13 protein-coding genes and 1 other RNA gene are annotated in these 16503 nt (G+C 42.8%); 10 read left to right on the top strand and 4 right to left on the bottom strand.

Features of this window, described 5'->3' with window-relative positions; all coding sequences use genetic code 11:
* Positions 1-204: 204 nt before the first annotated feature.
* Positions 205-1215: a HEAT repeat domain-containing protein gene (locus tag H6G75_RS02930; RefSeq protein WP_190978493.1), complete on the top strand. Its 1011-nt coding sequence runs from the start codon at positions 205-207 to the stop codon at positions 1213-1215.
* A gap of 84 nt (positions 1216-1299) precedes the next feature.
* On the opposite strand, the gene trxA is transcribed toward H6G75_RS02930, so the two are convergent.
* Positions 1300-1617: a thioredoxin gene (trxA, locus tag H6G75_RS02925; RefSeq protein ID WP_190978492.1), complete on the bottom strand. Its 318-nt coding sequence runs from the start codon at positions 1615-1617 to the stop codon at positions 1300-1302.
* A gap of 350 nt (positions 1618-1967) precedes the next feature.
* Between trxA and fabG the strand changes: the two genes are divergently transcribed.
* The gene (gene fabG, locus H6G75_RS02920; RefSeq protein ID WP_190978491.1) at positions 1968-2732 is read left to right on the top strand and encodes a 3-oxoacyl-[acyl-carrier-protein] reductase; all 765 of its coding nucleotides are present in this window, start codon (positions 1968-1970) and stop codon (positions 2730-2732) included.
* Here the strand turns inward: fabG and H6G75_RS02915 are convergent, their stop codons facing one another.
* Positions 2733-3815: an MraY family glycosyltransferase gene (locus H6G75_RS02915; RefSeq protein ID WP_190978490.1), complete on the bottom strand. Its 1083-nt coding sequence runs from the start codon at positions 3813-3815 to the stop codon at positions 2733-2735.
* 347 nt (positions 3816-4162) lie between these two features.
* Here H6G75_RS02915 and groL point away from each other — a divergent pair, with 347 nt between their 5' ends.
* The 8 genes from groL to H6G75_RS02875 all read left to right on the top strand — a co-directional run bounded on the left by groL (position 4163) and on the right by H6G75_RS02875 (position 10567).
* Positions 4163-5827: a chaperonin GroEL gene (gene groL / locus H6G75_RS02910; protein WP_190978489.1), complete on the top strand. Its 1665-nt coding sequence runs from the start codon at positions 4163-4165 to the stop codon at positions 5825-5827.
* Between the two features lie 160 nt (positions 5828-5987).
* Positions 5988-7130 (top strand): magnesium/cobalt transporter CorA, encoded by a 1143-nt coding sequence (gene corA, locus H6G75_RS02905; protein ID WP_190978488.1) that lies wholly within the window; start codon positions 5988-5990, stop codon positions 7128-7130.
* Positions 7131-7171: 41 nt separating this feature from the next.
* Positions 7172-7885 (top strand): hypothetical protein, encoded by a 714-nt coding sequence (locus tag H6G75_RS02900; RefSeq protein ID WP_190978487.1) that lies wholly within the window; start codon positions 7172-7174, stop codon positions 7883-7885.
* A gap of 48 nt (positions 7886-7933) precedes the next feature.
* Positions 7934-8377: RNase P RNA component class A (rnpB, locus tag H6G75_RS02895), an RNA gene on the top strand.
* Positions 8378-8449: 72 nt separating this feature from the next.
* Positions 8450-9169, top strand: coding sequence for a ribonuclease III (rnc, locus tag H6G75_RS02890; protein ID WP_190978486.1), 720 nt, complete (start codon positions 8450-8452; stop codon positions 9167-9169).
* A 113-nt stretch (positions 9170-9282) separates the two neighbouring features.
* The gene (locus H6G75_RS02885; RefSeq protein WP_190871000.1) at positions 9283-9549 is read left to right on the top strand and encodes a type II toxin-antitoxin system ParD family antitoxin; all 267 of its coding nucleotides are present in this window, start codon (positions 9283-9285) and stop codon (positions 9547-9549) included.
* Positions 9549-9854: a type II toxin-antitoxin system RelE/ParE family toxin gene (locus H6G75_RS02880; RefSeq protein ID WP_190978485.1), complete on the top strand. Its 306-nt coding sequence runs from the start codon at positions 9549-9551 to the stop codon at positions 9852-9854. The genes H6G75_RS02885 and H6G75_RS02880 overlap by 1 nt, the downstream gene beginning before the upstream one ends.
* A gap of 101 nt (positions 9855-9955) precedes the next feature.
* Positions 9956-10567 carry a hypothetical protein gene (locus H6G75_RS02875; protein ID WP_190967119.1) on the top strand — a complete coding sequence of 204 codons (612 nt, stop codon included), beginning with the start codon at positions 9956-9958 and terminating at the stop codon, positions 10565-10567.
* A 3-nt stretch (positions 10568-10570) separates the two neighbouring features.
* On the opposite strand, the gene H6G75_RS02870 is transcribed toward H6G75_RS02875, so the two are convergent.
* Together H6G75_RS02870 and H6G75_RS02865 are read right to left on the bottom strand one after the other, a co-directional pair.
* Entirely contained in the window at positions 10571-10939 is a 369-nt protein-coding gene (locus tag H6G75_RS02870; RefSeq protein ID WP_190978484.1) for a Dethiobiotin synthetase, read from the bottom strand.
* A gap of 222 nt (positions 10940-11161) precedes the next feature.
* Entirely contained in the window at positions 11162-15841 is a 4680-nt protein-coding gene (locus tag H6G75_RS02865; protein ID WP_190978483.1) for a glutamate synthase-related protein, read from the bottom strand.
* Between the last annotated feature and the right edge of the window lie 662 nt (positions 15842-16503).

Genomic DNA, 16503 nt, shown 5'->3' with positions numbered 1-16503 from the left:
TGATCATGAGATTTTGACAGCTATTAGCTATTTTTTATAACTTAACGCCGTGTGCAACTTGCTCTCAAACCTAACCCCCAACCCCTTCCCTACGAGGGAAGGGGAGCAAGATTCAAAACCTCTCTCCGCTTCGGGGAGAGGTTTGGAGAGGGGTTTCAAGAATAAGTTGCACATCTCGTAACTTAATTGTCATCTCCAATAAAAATGGAAGTTTATCCTTCAGAATCACCAGAGTTTCAAACTTGGATTCAAAATTTAACTTCTGGGAGCGAACATGAGCGTATCAATCAGGTAGAAGTATTAGCTAATATTGACTCTCCTGATGTAGTTGCAGTATTAATACATGCTTTACAAAATCAAAACTCATTTTTAGTACGTGAAAAGATTGTCGAAATATTAGGTAATCTTGGCAATAAATCAGCAGTTCCAGCCTTGATTCAACTTTGGTATGAAGAGAAAAACCAAACGTTGGATGAATGGGAACTTGAGGCTCGCTCAAAAGCACTTTGTAATATTAGCGGCAAGATTATTGAAGCATTAGGTAAAATAGGCGGTGAAGCTGCCATAGTATTTTTGTTACAAGCTTTAGAAGATAGAAAAACTTGTGGTGGCTTATATCTTGCTGAGGCTTTAGCCAAAAATAGTAATGAAATAATTATAGAAGCCTTACTTAAAGCCTTGAATCATCAAGATGATTTTATTAGTGGTTGTGCTGCTAACGCATTAGGATTAATTGGTAGTGAAACTGCTGTTCCTTTTCTGATTGAAGCTTTAAAGTGCCAAGAACAGAATGTTAGTTATATAGCTGCTGAAGCATTAGGGAAAATTGGTAGCGAGTTAGCAGTTCCAGCTTTATGCGAGGCTTTGAATTATCCTCACAGAATAGGTTGGGGTGCAGCCGCGGCCTTGGGAGAAATAGGTTCTGAGTCAGCAGTTCCAGCTTTATCTCAAGCTTTGAGTAGTCAAGATTTGGGAGTTCGTGAAAATGCTGCTTGGGCTTTAAGACAAATTAGAATTGAGGAATCAGTTCCTAGATTGATCCAAGCTTTAAATGATGAAAATATTAATGTTGTGAGAATGGCAGCTATAGCATTAGCAGAAATTGACAGTGAAGCAGCCACAGAAGCACTCTTAGCTGCTTTGAATGATGAACGTCCTAGTGTTCGTATGATAATATCTGCGATTTTGGGTGAAAACGAAAATCAATCGCAGTAACAAGGTATTACATTATCGATATCGATATGAACATAAAATTCTAAATATTTGGAGACGTAGCACTACTACACCTCCAAATATTTACTAAATTAAACTTTGGAGATGTTGAACTAACTGCGGTGCCTGTAACACTCCTTCAATTTTATCCACAGGCTGGCCTTGCTTAAATAACATGAGTGTTGGCAAGGCTTCAATACGATATTGACTCGCCAATTCGGTGTATTTTTCTGTGTCAATTTTAACAACACGTATACGGCCATTTAATTGGGCATTCACTTGTTCTAAAATCTGACCCATCATTTTACAAGGGCCACACCATTCAGCGTAAAAATCTACTAATACAGGTACATCAGAACCAGAAAGCATTTCTTCAAAACTGTTGAAATGTTTTTTAGTGGCCATACGATACACACCGAATTTTTATGGATTGCTTTTAATATTAATGCGTGCTTTCAGGAATGGCCGTAACATTATTTTATTTTTATAGTCAAGGGTCAATAGTCATTTGTCATTTGTCTAAGTAAGTCGGTAGGAAAAAACCTAACTATGTGACGAAAGATTAACTAAGCTAAAAGCCTCTTTACTCCTGCCTCCTGCCTTATCCTGATGATAAATATTCATGACGACCTACTTAGTGCCTCTTCACTACACCTACTCTTGTAGCCCTAAAAATATTGCCCTTGAGTGAATTAACAAGCACAAATCACCATAAGATAATTAGCGCGGTAGTTCAAAAGCTTAAGGAATAATTCATGGAAGTTTTGCCAGAAAGCTTGCAAAGTCTTAAAGGAAAAGTAGCAATTGTCACTGGTGGTTCGCGGGGAATTGGAAAAGCGATCGCACTCGAATTGGCGAAATATGGTTCTAGTGTGGTGGTAAATTATGCTAGTTCTAGTACAGCAGCAGATAACGTAGTAGCAGAAATTACCTCTGTGGGTGGACAGGCTTTAGCATTGCAAGCCGATGTTTCCCAAGCAGAACAAGTAGATGCGCTGATCAACGCCACCACAGAAAAATTTGGTCGAGTCGATATCTTAGTTAACAATGCCGGAATTACCCGCGACACATTACTTTTGCGGATGAAGCCAGAAGAATGGCAAGCCGTAATTGACCTCAACTTAACTGGCGTTTTCTTATGTACCCGCGCCGTTAGCAAACTCATGCTGAAACAGCGTTCTGGGCGAATTATTAATATTACCTCCGTGGCGGGACTCATGGGCAACCCAGGCCAAGCAAACTACAGCGCCGCCAAAGCCGGAGTCATTGGTTTTACAAAAACAGTTGCCAAAGAATTTGCGACTCGCGGCATCACCGTAAACGCCGTCGCCCCTGGTTTTATCAGCACCGATATGACCAGCAATCTCAGCAACACCGAAGAAATTTTGAAATTTATCCCCCTTGGTCGCTATGGGCAACCAGAGGAAGTGGCTGGTATGGTGCGCTTTCTGGCTGCTGATCCCGCCGCAACTTACATCACAGGTCAAGTCTTTAACGTAGATGGCGGTATGGTGATGTAATTACGCATTATTTAAAATTCTTTGCCAAACGGTAAAGCTCAACAAAATAATAATGCTGACACAAGTGGCGACTATCACAGGTAAAGGCATCCCGCGAATTGTCATCGCCAGCAAGTTACCCATTAAAGTCATTGTCCACAGGGTGAAGGCGGCGTGACTTTGGGATAAGCCCCAAGCTAATAAACGGTGGTGTAAGTGATCTTTCCCTGGAGTACTGAGGGGGTTTTTTCCTGCTAATAGTCGCCGTAAAAACACTTGGGTAGTGTCTAACACTGGTAATAACAAAAATAAAACCGTCGGTACTAAGGAAAAAACTGTAGTTATCTGCAAATCACCCAAAATACTGGTAGCAGCTAAAACATAACCAAAAAAGTATGCTCCAGCGTCACCCATAATTATGCGTGAGGGGTGGAAATTGTGGCGCAAGAAACCCAACGCCCCGCCTCCCAAAGCTGCCAAAACCAAAGTCGCCGCCGCTTTATTGGGAAATTGGGCGGAAACTGCTAACAAACTCATCGCCGTAATAAAACTGATCCCCCCCGCCAAACCATCCATACCATCCATCAAATTGATAGCGTTGGTAATGCCAACCACCCACAACACGGTAATAAATATTGATAAAAATGAGTCTATGGGTGTGCCGAAGGCAACTTTGATGCTGATACCATTGGCAACCAGCAACAAGGCTGTGATGATCTGTGTCCACAAGCGCACAGAAGGGGGTAAACCGAACTGATCGTCAATGAATCCAACTAAGACTAGGATTGAGCCTCCTAGTAGCACAGTCAAAACCTGTGCCAAAACACTTTGTAATTCAATTGGTCGTAACAGACTAGCAAGAACTAACGCGGCAATTACTCCTGCATAGATAGCCAAACCGCCAGCATTCGGTAAAGGTTCCCGATTTAGCCGCCGCGCATTTGGTTGATCAGCCCAACCAACTCGCAGGGCAAATTTGCGTACTGTCGGTATTAAGCGCCATGTCACTAGCCAAGCTAAGAGAAACGTAAACACTACTGCCAACCAGCCGATGCCGCTTGGGTCGGCAATACCCAGAGACTTAAGGGAGTTGTCTAGATTCATCTCCCAATTCAACCATTACTGCCTGTATCCTACATGAGCATCAAATGTATATTAATCAATTTTTTAAGAAAAGGTACTGGTATTTACTCAAGTCTCAAGATCCCAGGGCGGAACTTCACACTTCATATAGCAGGAGGCAGGAGGCAGAAGGCAGAAGGCAGAAGGCAGGAGTAAAAGTCTTACTATTCCTGGCATTCAAGCTTTCAAATTGTCCTAACATATCTGAACTATCGCTATACCAGTACCAATCCAGATGAATTTTATTTATAATCTGACCAGTTTTGGTTATTAGCACTCTGAGTCTGTGAGTGCTAAATTGTCTAAAGGAAGCGCAAGAGAAGTGAAACATGGCTAAAATTATTTCCTTTGATGAAGAATCACGGCGGGCGCTGGAACGGGGTGTTAATGCCCTGGCCGATGCAGTGAAAATCACATTAGGCCCCAAAGGTCGTAACGTCCTGTTAGAAAAGAAATTCGGCACACCCCAGATTGTTAATGATGGGATCACCGTTGCCAAAGAAATTGAATTAGAAGACCCCTTAGAAAATACTGGTGCCAGACTCATCCAGGAAGTAGCATCAAAAACCAAGGATATTGCTGGGGATGGCACTACTACCGCCACCGTTTTAGCACAGGCATTAATTAAAGAAGGTCTGAAAAACGTTGCTGCTGGTACTAACCCCATCAGCTTAAAGCGTGGCATTGACAAAACTATTGAGGCATTGGTAGAAGAAATTGCCAGAGTTGCCAAGCCGGTTGAAGGTTCTGCGATCGCTCAAGTAGCTACAGTCTCCGCCGGTAATGATGAAGAAGTCGGCGCAATGCTGGCAGAAGCAATGGAGAAAGTCACCAAAGATGGTGTCATCACCGTTGAAGAATCTAAATCCCTGACCACAGAACTAGAAGTAGTTGAAGGGATGCAAATCGACAGAGGTTATATTTCTCCTTACTTCATCACCAACAACGAACGGCAAATTGTTGAGTTTGAAAATGCTCGGATTCTGATTACCGACAAAAAAATCAACAGTATTCAAGAATTAGTTCCCGTACTGGAAAAAGTTGCCCGTTTGGGTCAAGCACTGTTGATTATTGCCGAAGATGTCGAAGGAGATGCTTTGGCAACTTTAGTAGTTAACAAAGCGCGGGGCGTGCTGAATGTAGCTGCAATCAAAGCACCTGGATTTGGCGATCGCCGCAAAGCGATGCTACAAGATATTGCCATCCTCACCGATGGTCAATTGATTTCTGAAGAAATCGGCCTCAGTTTAGACACCGCTTCTTTAGAAATGCTGGGAACTGCCCGCAAAATTACAATTGATAAAGAAAACACCACAATTGTTGCAGGTAGCAGCACCAAGCCAGAAATTCAAAAGCGCATTGGTCAAATTCGCAAACAGTTAGAAGAAACTGATTCCGAATACGACAAAGAAAAACTGCAAGAACGCATTGCCAAATTAGCTGGTGGTGTCGCCGTGATTAAAGTCGGTGCAGCCACAGAAACGGAACTCAAAGACCGCAAACTCCGCATTGAAGACGCACTCAACGCCACCAAAGCCGCCGTTGAAGAAGGAATTGTGCCTGGTGGCGGTACAACCTTAATTCACTTGTCTACCAAAATTGACGAGATTAAGAACAGCCTCAACGATGAAGAAAAAATTGGCGCAGACATTATCAAACGTGCCTTAGAAGCACCTCTACGTCAAATTGCTGACAATGCTGGCGCAGAGGGTTCTGTCATCGTTTCCAAAGTTAAAGAAAGCGGGTTTAACATCGGCTACAACGCTGCTACCGGAGAATTTGAAGACTTGATTGCTGCCGGAATCATTGATCCTGCCAAAGTTGTGCGTTCTGCTGTGCAGAATGCTGCTTCGATTGCGGGGATGGTTCTGACTACTGAAGCGATCGTTGTTGAGAAACCAGAGAAAAAACCTGCTGCACCTGACATGGGCGGCATGGGCGGTATGGGCGGCATGGGTGGTATGGGTGGTATGGGCGGCATGGGTATGATGTAATCCTACCTGCCCAGATTTCCCAAATAAATATATTTATCTTTGTCAACAGTTTGTCTTGCCAAGACAAGCTGTTTTTTTATACACTGGCTCATTCGTAATAGCATTTTGGTTTTTAGATTACAATCCTCACCAATGACCAATGACAATTGACAATTAACAAATGATTAGCAAAGTTCGTCGTCTGACAAAAAAAGTTCGTAAGCCCAACTTCCAAGATTTTTATCATCAACCAGGAAACATACCAGGAACTCTGATTATTGATGAAAATGCAGAAGCGCCCACAATTGTTTTGTTTGATTACAATCAAACAAATTTTATCCGTAAACAAATTGCTACTCCCGAAGAATGTTTGAGTTACTTGGATACGGAATCAGTTTCTTGGGTAGATGTTCAAGGTGTAGGTAGTCAAGATATATTACAACGTTTGGGTAAAGTTTTTGAGTTACATCCTCTGATTTTAGAAGATGTCGTTAATATGGGAGAACGCCCCAAAATCGAAGATTATGAAGACCAATTAGTCATAATTTCTCGCATGGTTGTGCCGAAAGAAAAAACCTGCGGTTTTTATAGTGAACAGGTAAGTTTTGTTTTAGGAAAACATTACTTGCTTACAGTCCAAGAAGAACCAGAACATGATTGTTTTGATAGTGTCAGAATGCGAATTGATAAAGGTAAAGGGATTATTCGCAAACAGAAATCTGACTATTTAGCTTATGCACTGTTAGATGCTATTATTGATGGTTTTTTCCCGGTGTTGGAATTGTATGGAGAACGCATTGAAGAATTAGAAGAAGAAGTAATCCTGAAACCTACTCCACAAACACTCCAGCAAATTTATCAAATTCGCCGAGAGCTTTTACAATTGCGTCGATCTATTTGGCCACAACGCGATGCTATTAATGCTTTGATTCGAGATGGTAGCGATTTAATTAGTGAAGATGTCAGAATTTATCTGCGAGATTGCTATGACCATACAGTGCAAGTTATGGACATGGTAGAAACTTACCGAGAATTAGCTTCAGGATTAATGGATGTCTATTTATCGGCAGTCAGTAATAAGATGAATGAAATTATGAAGCTACTGACGGTAGTTTCGGCAATTTTTATTCCTTTAACTTTTGTTGCGGGTATTTATGGGATGAACTTCAATACGGATAAATCACCATACAATATGCCTGAACTAAATTGGTATTGGGGTTATCCGGCTTGCTTGGCTTTAATGGTAGCGATCGCAGTTAGTTTACTGATACTATTTTGGCGCAGAGGATGGCTGGCGAATTTTTCCAGTATTAAACATGATTGAAGCTAAATCATCACAACAAATTCAGGGAGATAAAAATCCAAATGATCAGAGGTAGCGGTGATCAAAATTTAGTTGTATTGACACTTTATATTATAGGTGTATCTTACACCTTCAATCGGATGATTGAATCTATTGATGATAAAATCAAATATACATATAAAGCTGATGCAGTCAATGAACAACTAACAGCCCAAGAACTCAAAGACCAAATCGGAATTTCTTTTAAACTCAATTCTGTTTACGGATTAGATGATTTAAAAGAATTGCAACTTACCATTGAAAATAAATCAGAGAACCTAGCAGTTTATGTTGACTGGGAAAACTGCACTTTGGTTGTTGAACATACTAAACAATCGCGTCGGGTAATTCGGATTTCACCATCTGTAACCCGTGACTTAGCAATACCACAAACTCCCAGCTTAATTACTCCGAAAAAAACCTTGACAGAAAAGGTAACAGCCGAAGATGTTCTAGAGTTGGATGCTACAGCCGGAACTTACTCCGCAAAAAAACCACTAGTTAGTATTAGTGGCTTGAAAAATGGTGGCCCGCCTCAAAAGAAGCTATATAACGACTTTATGAATCGAGGTAAAGAGCTAGAATTTTCTTTACAGCTAGTATTAAGAATATCTGATGTTCGCGTGGGGATAGCACCCGGTATCAATATTCCGCCAATGTATTTGATCAATTGTCCTTTCACCATCAAAAAATTACCTTGGACTTACGCTCTACCTTGGAATAAGAAGAAGAAATAATCCAAATCGAACACATTATGCCATCCAGGATTACACTGTAAGTAGGGAGAGAGTAGGCGCTGGCAGTTGCAGAACTATACATAATCATAGTTTTGAGGAAAGTCCGGACTCCCGAAAGACCAAACTTGCTGGATAACGTCCAGTGCGAGCGATCGTGAGGATAGTGCCACAGAAAGATACCGCCAAAATCAGTTAACAGGGAACAGGTGACAGGGAACAGGTAAGAAACTGTAACCTGTACACTGTAACCTCTAACCTATTTTTGGTAAGGGTGCAAAGGTGCGGTAAGAGCGCACCAGCAACATCGAGAGGTGTTGGCTCGGTAAACCCCGGTTGGGAGCAAGGCCAGAGGAACTACGGTTGGTCTTTTACCAGTTCCGCGTATGAGAGCCGCTAGAGGCGTTTGGTAACAAACGTCCCAGATAGATAACTGCCATCTTGTAAAGTTTTTTACACAGATAACAGAACCCGGCTTACTACCAACTCTCTCCTCTTTGAGTCCATAGTCAAAAGTAAAAACGAAAGACTATTGACTGTTGACTATTGACCACTGACTATTGACTAATGACAATTGTTTATCCCCGCCGTCAAAGACAGCTGGAAAGTTTAGTAAGAAAGTTAGGTTTGCCATTGGAAGCACCCATTAAATGGCAACTGTTGGATTTGGCTTTGACTCATCCAACGGTATCTGATTCAGCGAATTACGAACAACTAGAATTTGTTGGTGATGCAGTGGTGCGACTAGCGGCGGCTGTGATTTTGTGGGAAAAATATCCAGATTGCCAAGTTGGAGATTTTGCGGCGATTCGTTCGGTGTTAGTGAGCGATCGCATTCTCGCCCAATTGGCCAGAGAATATGGTTTAGAACTGTATTTATTAGTTGCTGGTAGTGCCACCAGCGATAAAGTTGGTCAAGAATCACGGCTGGCGGATGCTTTTGAAGCTGTGTTGGGGGCGCTTTACCTCAGCACCAATAATTTAGACCTCATCCGTCCGTGGTTAGATCCTCATTTTGAACAACTAGCAGCAGAAATTAGGCTTGATCCGGCTCGACTCAACTATAAAGCGGCTTTACAAGAATGGACGCAAGCTCAATTTAAAGTTTTACCAGAATATCGTGTCGAGGAAATTAATCAACCTAACCGCAATCAAGAGCGATTTGCTGCTGAAGTTTGGCTACATGGCAAAAAACTCGGTGAAGGTAGAGGACGTTCTATCAAAGCTGCTGAACAAGCCGCAGCTAAAGTTGCTTTTTTAGCAGTGAATAATCCAGAAAATACTTAAAAATATACCAATTTTGGCAACTGCTGTTGTAACCATCGGCTGTATCTTTGAAACACAAGCAATAACAAAAATTGTTATCATAATAGCTATTCTGGTTATAAAGCGAGGCACAAATGAATATTTCCCTGACTCCTGAGCTAGAAGCGTTTGTCCAAAAACAAGTTGAGTCTGGTTTGTATCATTCCCAAAGTGAAGTGATTCGGGAAGGATTGCGTTTGTTAAAACGTTTTAACGACCATTCTGAAGAATATAAACTGTGGCTGAATGAACAAATTGCCATCGGTCTTTCGGAACTTGACAATGCTCAAAGCCTACCCGCCGAAGGAGTCCGGGAGCGTGTACGCAGCAAAGCGCAAAAATTGATGAAAAAGCGCGTGTAATGACTCCGAAACCTTATATTCTCTCGAAGCAAGCCGAGAATGATTTAGCGCAGATTTACGCTTATATTGGACGAGATAATCAAGATGCTGCTGAACGGATGCTGGATAAACTTCTTGCAGCCTGTGAATTACTGACAGACAACCCCAGAATAGGGCAGTATCGTTCTGACTTGACACCGTTACCTGTTCGTTTTTGGTTGGTGCATCCCCGCTACTTCTTGATCTATCGAGGAGAAAACCCTGTAGAAATTGTGCGTGTACTAGCTGCCAATATGGATATTGCGCGAGAACTTGCTGGAGAATAATCTCGCTATCAAATTGCTCTTCTGACATTATTCCTCCGAAAACGGGAAAACTATGGTTAACCCCCTTTGGGGAAATTTCCATGTAAGTCCCGAATAGGAAAATGCTAAAAAAATCTTTGGTGAATGGTTTAATTTTGTCTTTTTCTCTAGTTCCCTGGCTATGCGTGGGAATGCTGGGAAATTCCAAGGCTAATGCTTTACCAGGACAAACTACAGAAGAAGTTACGACTTGGATGAATGCTCATCCGACGCTACGCCCTGGAAGTGGTGAAAAACTATATGTGCAGAAGAGTGACACCGCCGCCCAACGATTCACGTTTCAGGCTTCAGTATTACCTCCGGGTAAAGTGGGGTTTGCCAAAGAGCGAAACCGGATTCGTTACGAACGCTTGGCGATGTATGATGCGATTAATGGGATGAGTTTTCAACGCCTGCAAGAATCTCTGCGGGTAATTTATGGCTATGATGTCTATCAAGATTTTAATCAAGGTCAGGTGGTGTATGACTACCCCAGCCAAGGTGAAGTTAACTCGGCGCGGTTTGCCAAAACTCCAATTAAAGAAGCTTTACAAGGACAATTACGTATAGGCGATCGCTATGCTTATTGGATCGAAATAGCTAAACCGCGCAACGGTAAAGCTTTCACTGGACAAATGACAGTTTTACTCAAAACTGATGTCGAAAAATTGCTACAAGAATTACAAACTCGCTGAATCTTAAACCCCGCCAAATCCCCCAGTTGGTGGGGTTTGCCACACACCAGAAAAGATACTTTCTACAGCCAGAGAAATTCTCACTAAATCTTCTTTAAGTAGGGGTGGCCATTCTACCCCAGCTTTGCGTCCAGCTACATATAACTGTTGTGTCTTGACACTTAACTGATAAAGGGCAAAAGTTAATTCGCGGTCTAGGCTAGGTACATCTTTGAGGGCTTCAAACACAACCTTTAACGCCAACAAAATCGAGGTAATCTGACCTGGAACTGGTGGTTTTCCCTGCTTCATCCGCATCAATAAAGCATCAGGGTTGTCTTCGGTTGTGATTGTTTGAGATACAAGCAGTTTGCGGGCTGTGTCGTAATTCATTGCTCAACTTTGCGCGTTAAAATCTGATTTGGTGAAAGTGCAGAAATAGTGTATTTAAAAAATTTCGCAATATAGCAGTCGAAGGATAGGTGAGGACATTTCAAAAGTATGAATGTCAGGTGTAGTAAAACTTTTAACTCCTGCCTCCTCTATAAGTTTAATTGTGATCAAAAAAGGGGACGTTGCTACTGTCCCCTTTTTTCATAACTCATCAGCGATTAACTACACCGAACTCAGATGTTTTTCTACCACTGCTTGCGGATTAGCCTCTGGACTATCAGCTTCGGAAGGTGGTACTAATTGCCAGAACTTAGAGACAAATTCTGACCAATTTTGCAGAATGACTTTGGCTTTGGGTGAACCAGTGCGTTCTGCGTGAGTTCTAATTAAATCTTGCAGTTGTTTTTGACCTGCTTCTGTTAGAACTCGCTGGATTTTGACGTTTTCCCGGTTGACTAGTTCAGGGAAGGAACCATCTTCATCAAGGAAGTATGCCAAACCACCAGTCATCCCAGCTGCAACGTTACGTCCGACTTTACCGAGGACAACTATGACACCACCAGTCATGTATTCGCAGCAGTGATCACCTGCGCCTTCGACGACGGCTGTACCTTTGGAGTTGCGGACAGCAAAGCGTTCACCGGCTAAACCGTTGGCGAATAAGAAGCCGCCAGTTGCACCATAAAGGCAGGTATTACCCACAATCACATTCTTGGATGGGTCATAAGTAGCTTTTGCTGGGGGTTTAATGATGATTTCACCACCGTGCATCCCTTTACCAACGTAGTCGTTGGCTTCCCCTTCCAGAGTTAAAGTAATCCCAGAAAGGTTAAATGCACCAAAGCTTTGACCTACACTACCTTGGAAGTTGAGATTAATTTGTCCTTCAAAGCCACCATCGCCATATTGAGATGCGATCGCACCAGCTAATCTTGCACCAACCGTTCTATCGGTGTTGACTATTTTTAAGTTCTTCGTCACCGTCGATTGGTTGCGAATGGCGGCTTGAATTTCGCTATCAGCCAGCAATTGGTCATCAATTACCTGGCCATTGCTATGAACTTCTTCATGCACTAACCAGCTACGATTTTCTTTTGTATCTGGTAGTTGCAGTAAGCAGTTGAGATTCAAGGCTTGGGTTTTGGCGAGTTTCGCTTCGGGACGGACTGTTAACAAGTCTGCGCGACCAATAATTTCTGACAAGGAACGATAGCCGAGTTTGGCTAACAAACTCCGCACTTCTTCAGCAACAAAGTAGAAGAAGTTAACGACGTGTTCGGGGATACCCTTGAACCGCAGGCGCAGTTTTTCATCTTGAGTTGCTACACCCACTGGACAGGTATTCTTATGGCAAACTCTCGCCATTTGGCAACCTTCGGCAATCATGGCAATGGAACCAAAGCCAAATTCTTCGCCACCCATCAACGCAGCCATTAAGACATCCCAGCCTGTCTTGAGTCCGCCGTCTACCCGCAAGATGACGCGATCGCGCAAACTATTCTGCATTAGGACACGATGCACTTCACTTAATCCGAGTTCCCACGGTGAACCAGCGTGTTTAATCGAACTCAGAGGTGATGCACCTGTACCGCCATCATGACCAGAAATTTGAATGATGTCGGCGTTGGCTTTGGCTACACCTGCGGCAATTGTGCCGATGCCAATTTCAGCCACTAGTTTGACTGATACCTGCGCTTTCGGGTTGATTTGGTGCAGGTCAAAAATCAACTGTGCTAAGTCTTCAATGGAGTAGATATCGTGGTGCGGAGGCGGTGAAATTAAAGTTACACCGGGTTTAGACCGCCGCAACATCGCAATGTAAGGACTGACTTTTGCCCCTGGTAGTTGTCCGCCTTCCCCTGGTTTTGCACCTTGGGCGATTTTGATTTCGATTTGTTTGGCGCTGGCTAAATATTCTGGTGTAACACCAAACCGCCCTGATGCAACTTGCTTGATGGAACTAGAAGCTGTATCACCATTCCGTAAGCCCTTCAGATGGGGGAGGGTGGGTGAATAACCGGACTCATCTACATCATCTAAAACGTTGTAGCGGACTGGATCTTCGCCACCTTCCCCAGAGTTGGATCTACCACCAATCCGGTTCATGGCGATCGCCAAAACTTCATGGGCTTCCCGTGACAATGCACCCAAAGACATCCCCCCAGTACAGAAGCGTTTGAGGATTGATTCTGCGGCTTCTACTTCTTCTAAAGGAATTGAGGGGCGATCGCTTTGGAAGTCTAGCAAGTCTCTTAACGCCGTAATTGGTCGCCCTTGGAGATATTGTTTGTAAACTTCGTAATGGTCGTATTGCTTGGTTTTAACAGCCTCATGCAATGCTTTGGACATTTCCGGGCTGTTCATGTGGTACTCACCACCAGGACGGTAGTTAACAAAGCCCAAGTTATCCAATTTCTTGGCTGTGAGTTCTGGGAAAGCTTTGCTGTGAATCGATAGGACTTCTTGCGCCAGTTCACTAACACTCAAACCACCAATCCGGGAAGCTGTACCTTTAAATCCGATTTCTAATAAATCGCCACCAATCCCGATCGCTTCAAAGATTTGGGCTGCTTGATAGCTAGATAGCAAGGATATGCCCATCTTGGAGAGGATTTTCAGCAATCCTGACTCTACAGCTTTGCGGTAGTTACCAATAGCTTGTTCTAAGCTGATGCTGGGCAATTTACCCCGTTCCATGAACTGCTGAGTTCTGGGTTCAAACCACCAATCCCGGACTGTATCTAAAGCCATGTAGGGACAAACAGCACCTGCACCATAGCCAATCAAGCAAGCAAAGTGATGTGTACTCCAACACTGGGCGGTATCGACAATCAAGGATGTCTTCATCCGCAAGCCTTCGCGGATCAGGTGGTGGTGGACTGCACCTACAGCTAATAAAGGTGGAATGTAGCTTAATTCTGGGCTAATACCACCACCAGCGCGATCGCTCAAAATTAATATTTTCGCACCCGCCCGCACTGACTCGGCAGCTTGGGCTTGTAAAGCGGCTACAGCAGATTTTAATCCTTCTGGGCCGTTAGCGATCGCAAATAAGGTTGATAATTCTGCCGTCCCAAAACCAGAAGCCTTAATTGCATCTAACTCAACTTCTGTCAAGACTGGGGAATCTAGCTTCAGTCTCTTGGCATATTCTGGCTTTGGTTCTAATAAATTACCCCGTTCGCCCAACTCCACCTTCAAGGACATCACCAGCTTTTCGCGCAGTGGGTCAATTGGTGGGTTAGTTACCTGAGCAAAACGCTGTTTGAAATAGTCATATAACAGGTGGGGTTTATTAGACAATACCGCCAAAGGAATATCATCCCCCATACAGAACGTTGGTTCTGCACCATTCCCCGCCATTTGTTCAATCACCATTTCGACATCTTCGCTGGTGTAGCCAAAGGCAGTTTGTCGCTGAAGTAAGATTTGTTTGTCAACGGTGAATTGACCTTTACCGTTACCATTGCCATTGCCATTGCCATTGCCATTTGTCCCATGATTGTTGACTAATGACTTCAAATCTTGGCGATGGGTTTGCAACCATTCCCCATAGGGAAGTTGTTGGGCAATGCGTTGTTTAATTTCCCAATTTTTCAAAATTTCATGACTTTCTAAATCCACGGCAATCATTTGCCCTGGGCCTAGTCTGCCTTTCTCCACAATCTCGGCTTCGGGGAAGTCAACTACACCTGCTTCTGATGCCACGACGATGTAATCATCTTTAGTAATTACATAACGTGCAGGTCTTAAGCCGTTGCGGTCTAGGGTTGCGCCTACTTTCTTGCCATCACTAAAAACTAGCAATGCCGGGCCGTCCCAAGCTTCTTGCAAACCACTGTAATATTCATAAAAGTCAGTGATTTCGGGATAGTTTTGTAAGGAAGGCTGATTTTGGTAAGCCTCTGGAACCATAATCATCAAGGCTTCCAAGGGGCTGCGTCCCGAACGCACCAATAGTTCTAGGACATTATCTAAGGTGGCGGAGTCGCTGCTATCTAAAATTACTAAAGGCTTGAGTTCATCATTGCGATCGCCCCATACTGGATGGCTAATACTCGCTTCTCTAGCCATCATCCAGTTGATATTACCCAACAGAGTATTAATTTCGCCGTTATGTCCCAACAACCGCATAGGCTGTGCTAACGGCCATTTCGGCATTGTGTTGGTACTAAAGCGGCGATGATAAACTGCAAAGGCACTCTTGTATGCGGGATTTTGTAAATCCGCGTAAAAATCTCCCAACACAGCCGAACGTACCATACCTTTATAAACAATGGTGCGGCTGGATAAAGAGCAAATATAAAAATCTTCCGAGACAGCTTTGGCTGCTTTAAAAATTCGCTTGCGGGCAATGTACAACTGTCTTTCTAATTCATCACCAGAGTGATCCGCAGCCAGAAAAATTTGTTCTATTTGGGGTTGATTTTCTTTGGCTTGTTTTCCCAATAAATGGGGATGTACTGGTACTTCTCGCCAGCCCAATACTGTAAATTTTTCTTCCGCCGCCACTTTTTCAACTTGGGCTTTGGTTTTTTGAGCTAATTCCCGGTCTTGGGGTAAAAATATCATCCCTACAGCCACATTGCTGGTAGATGATATTTCCATCCTGCCTGAGAAATATTCTTTTTGTAACAACTCCCAAGGAATAGCTGTTAATATCCCTGCACCATCACCAGAGTCATGGTCAGCACTACAACCACCCCGATGTTCCAAGCAGGTCAATGCGGCTAAGGCTTTAGTAACGATTTCATGGCTGGCAATATTTTGGCGATGTGCAATAAAACCTACACCACAGGCATCTCTTTCCTCTACTAACCACCTTTGTCCTTGGTAGGTATCTTGAGAGTTGTTATCCGAAAATGACATTGTTTGCAATTGATTCACCCTTTGATCGTTCATAGCCTATTCCTGAAAGTTAAGTCACAAATTTTGCCACTGCTTGGGAGGGAAAGTTTCGCAATTTAGCGTCACAGTCATACATAAAGCACGAGAATTTAGGGAAAAAAAATTTTAACTGCGGTTATTTATGGACTTAACCGTGTTAAAATTATTGCGTTGATTCTTCTGTGTTTATGCTGGTTTAGACAAACTACATATTGTGTTAATTTTATGTATTTGGTTTCAAAACTAAGTATTTTCCAGGTTTTTTTCAGATGATAGATGTTTGTCAGGTAGACAGTATTAACTGACCTAACATCAAATTTTCATGAAAAATTCACTATTGTAAAAGCTGTAAGATTCCTGATTCAGCAACAAAATCAGCGTATTACACTATATACCCATTTGACAATTCCTAAATATTTTTATTGTTGTCTATTCTTGGCTGCTCACCAGTTGCAACTTTTGTTACTAATAACTGTGCCTCACCTCTAAGTAACAGCATAGCAACTATTAGTGAGGAAAGACTATTGTATATATACATTTGATGACCAAAACTATATATCTTATAGTTTGGCAGGAACTAGTGCCAGTTAAAACAGTCAGTTACAGTGGTTTTAGCTTAAACAAGGCTGGTATTTCTCATCAGAGATAACTAGCCAACATATAGGTTATCACGTTTC

The organism is Nostoc sp. FACHB-280 (assembly GCF_014697615.1).
GTDB lineage: Bacteria > Cyanobacteriota > Cyanobacteriia > Cyanobacteriales > Nostocaceae > Nostoc_B.
Note: the sequence above shows the minus strand (reverse complement) of the source record. Positions and strands in the feature narration are given on the sequence as shown.

Coding starts and splice junctions, on each gene's coding strand:
- H6G75_RS02880 (WP_190978485.1), top strand. CDS start 9,549: ATGACTCCGAAACCTTATATTCTCTCGAAGCAAGCCGAGAATGATTTA.
- groL (WP_190978489.1), top strand. CDS start 4,163: ATGGCTAAAATTATTTCCTTTGATGAAGAATCACGGCGGGCGCTGGAA.
- fabG (WP_190978491.1), top strand. CDS start 1,968: ATGGAAGTTTTGCCAGAAAGCTTGCAAAGTCTTAAAGGAAAAGTAGCA.
- H6G75_RS02930 (WP_190978493.1), top strand. CDS start 205: ATGGAAGTTTATCCTTCAGAATCACCAGAGTTTCAAACTTGGATTCAA.
- H6G75_RS02915 (WP_190978490.1), bottom strand. CDS start 3,815: ATGAATCTAGACAACTCCCTTAAGTCTCTGGGTATTGCCGACCCAAGC.
- trxA (WP_190978492.1), bottom strand. CDS start 1,617: ATGGCCACTAAAAAACATTTCAACAGTTTTGAAGAAATGCTTTCTGGT.
- rnc (WP_190978486.1), top strand. CDS start 8,450: ATGACAATTGTTTATCCCCGCCGTCAAAGACAGCTGGAAAGTTTAGTA.
- H6G75_RS02885 (WP_190871000.1), top strand. CDS start 9,283: ATGAATATTTCCCTGACTCCTGAGCTAGAAGCGTTTGTCCAAAAACAA.
- corA (WP_190978488.1), top strand. CDS start 5,988: ATGATTAGCAAAGTTCGTCGTCTGACAAAAAAAGTTCGTAAGCCCAAC.
- H6G75_RS02865 (WP_190978483.1), bottom strand. CDS start 15,841: ATGAACGATCAAAGGGTGAATCAATTGCAAACAATGTCATTTTCGGAT.
- H6G75_RS02900 (WP_190978487.1), top strand. CDS start 7,172: ATGATCAGAGGTAGCGGTGATCAAAATTTAGTTGTATTGACACTTTAT.
- H6G75_RS02870 (WP_190978484.1), bottom strand. CDS start 10,939: ATGAATTACGACACAGCCCGCAAACTGCTTGTATCTCAAACAATCACA.
- H6G75_RS02875 (WP_190967119.1), top strand. CDS start 9,956: ATGCTAAAAAAATCTTTGGTGAATGGTTTAATTTTGTCTTTTTCTCTA.